Below are 3,009 nucleotides of genomic sequence, written 5' to 3' on the forward strand. Positions count from 1 at the left end.
GGTGTCCGAATGGGGAAACCCAGCACGAGTCATGTCGTGTTACCTGCGCCTGAATCTATAGGGCGTGTGGAGGGAACGCGGGGAAGTGAAACATCTCAGTACCCGTAGGAAGAGAAAACAATAGTGATTCCGAGAGTAGTGGCGAGCGAAATCGGATGAGGCCAAACCAACTGCGTGTGATAGACGGCAGTCGTTGCGTAGTTGGGGTTGTGGGATATGTCTTTCATCGTCTGCCGGCGGTGAGCTCAGTAAGAAACCAAGCATGAAGGTGAACCAGTTGGGAAGCTGGGCCGTAGCGGGTGATAGCCCCGTAATCGTATGTGTTTGGCTGGGTTGATGTACTTCCCAAGTAGGACGGCACTCGTGGAATGTCGTGTGAATCTGGCGGGACCACCCGCTAAGCCTAAATACTTCTTGATGACCGATAGCGGACCAGTACCGTGAGGGAAAGGTGAAAAGTACCCCTGGCGGGGAGTGAAATAGTACCTGAAACCGTGTGCCTACAATCCGTCAGAGCCCGGCCGGCTGTTTACAGCAGTGGGGGTGATGGCGTGCCTTTTGAAGAATGAGCCTGCGAGTTAGCGGTGTGTGGCAAGGTTAACCCGTGTGGGGTAGCCGTAGCGAAAGCGAGTCCTAATAGGGCGATTGAGTCGCGCGCTCTAGACCCGAAGCGAAGTGATCTAGCCATGGGCAGGTTGAAGCGCCGGTAAGACGGCGTGGAGGACCGAACCCACTTCAGTTGAAAATGGAGGGGATGACCTGTGGTTAGGGGTGAAAGGCCAATCAAACTTCGTGATAGCTGGTTCTCCCCGAAATGCATTTAGGTGCAGCGTTGCGTGTTTCTTGCCGGAGGTAGAGCACTGGATAGCCGATGGGCCCGACCAGGTTACTGACGTTAGCCAAACTCCGAATGCCGGTAAGTGAGAGCGCAGCAGTGAGACAGTGGGGGATAAGCTCCATTGTCGAGAGGGAAACAGCCCAGACCATCAGCTAAGGCCCCTAAGCGATAACTAAGTGGAAAAGGATGTGGAGTCGCAGTGACAACCAGGAGGTTGGCTTGGAAGCAGCCACCCTTGAAAGAGTGCGTAATAGCTCACTGGTCAAGTGATTCCGCGCCGACAATGTAGCGGGGCTCAAGTTATCCGCCGAAGCTATGGCACTCCGGTTTTCCGGGGTGGGTAGGGGAGCGTCGTGTATCGAGTGAAGCAGCGGAGTGATCCAGCGGTGGACGGTACGCGAGTGAGAATGCAGGCATGAGTAGCGAATGATGTGTGAGAAACACATCCGCCGATTGATCAAGGGTTCCAGGGTCAAGCTAATCTGCCCTGGGTAAGTCGGGACCTAAGGCGAGGCCGACAGGCGTAGTCGATGGACAACGGGTTGATATTCCCGTACCGGCGAAATGACGCCCATGATGAGGCGCATGATGCTAACCATCTGAAGCGCACGTGACCGATCCCTTCGGGGTGAGGCGTGTGTGTGGAACATGGGACCCGAGTGTGTAGTAGTCAAGTGATGGGGTGACGCAGGAAGGTAGTCGAACCGGCGCGATGGTTGTCGCCGGCCAAGCATGTAGGACTGAGTCTAGGCAAATCCGGGCTCTGTATGTCTGAGATGTGATGGGGAGCCGTTTGGTGAAGTCGATGATCCTATGCTGTCGAGAAAAACCTCTAGCGAGTCATGAGCCGCCCGTACCCCAAACCGACTCAGGTGATCAGGTAGAGAATACCGAGGCGATCGAGCGAACCATGGTTAAGGAACTCGGCAAAATGCCCCCGTAACTTCGGGAGAAGGGGGGCCCGGATCGTGAACCCACTAGCTGGGGGAAGCGTGAAGGGCCGCAGAGACCAGGCCCAAGCGACTGTTTACTAAAAACACAGGTCCGTGCGAAGTTGTAAGACGATGTATACGGACTGACTCCTGCCCGGTGCTGGAAGGTTAAGAGGACGGGTTAGCCTCACGGCGAAGCTCAGAATTTAAGCCCCAGTAAACGGCGGTGGTAACTATAACCATCCTAAGGTAGCGAAATTCCTTGTCGGGTAAGTTCCGACCTGCACGAATGGAGTAACGACTTGGGCGCTGTCTCAACCGTGGACTCGGCGAAATTGCACTACGAGTAAAGATGCTCGTTACGCGCGGCAGGACGGAAAGACCCCGGGACCTTTACTATAGTTTGGTATTGGTGTTTGGTTCGGCTTGTGTAGGATAGGTGGGAGACTGTGAAGCGCACACGCCAGTGTGTGTGGAGTCATCGTTGAAATACCACTCTGGTCGTACTAGATGTCTAACTTCGGACCATGATCTGGTTCAGGGACAGTGCCTGATGGGTAGTTTAACTGGGGCGGTTGCCTCCTAAAATGTAACGGAGGCGCTCAAAGGTTCCCTCAGCCTGGTTGGCAATCAGGTGGCGAGTGTAAGTGCACAAGGGAGCTTGACTGTGAGACAGACATGTCGAGCAGGGACGAAAGTCGGAACTAGTGATCTGGCCACGGCATGTGGAAGCGTGGTCACTCAACGGATAAAAGGTACCCCGGGGATAACAGGCTGATCTTCCCCAAGAGTCCATATCGACGGGATGGTTTGGCACCTCGATGTCGGCTCGTCGCATCCTGGGGCTGGAGTAGGTCCCAAGGGTTGGGCTGTTCGCCCATTAAAGCGGCACGCGAGCTGGGTTTAGAACGTCGTGAGACAGTTCGGTCCCTATCCGCCGCGCGCGTAGGAAACTTGAGAAAGGCTGTCCCTAGTACGAGAGGACCGGGATGGACGAACCTCTGGTGTGCCAGTTGTACCGCCAGGTGCATGGCTGGTTGGCTACGTTCGGAAGTGATAACCGCTGAACGCATCTAAGCGGGAAGCACGTTTCAAGATGAGGTTTCCCACCCTTTATGGGTTAAGGCCCCCTACAGACTATGGGGTTGATAGGCCGGAGGTGTACAGCAGTGATGCCCAGCCGACCGGTACTAATAGGCCGAGGGCTTATCTTTCATAAACCCTCAACAAAAACAACAA

Annotated in this window: 1 rRNA gene (running past one end of the window); it reads left to right on the forward strand. The window is 55.0% G+C overall.

The features are described from left to right. Positions 1-2,984: ribosomal RNA gene (locus tag ACIRON_RS30820) — 23S ribosomal RNA — on the forward strand (it extends 109 nt beyond the left edge of the window). Positions 2,985-3,009: the final 25 nt, after the last annotated feature.

The organism is Nocardioides sp. NPDC101246 (assembly GCF_044767415.1).
Taxonomy (GTDB): Bacteria; Actinomycetota; Actinomycetes; order Propionibacteriales; family Nocardioidaceae; genus Nocardioides.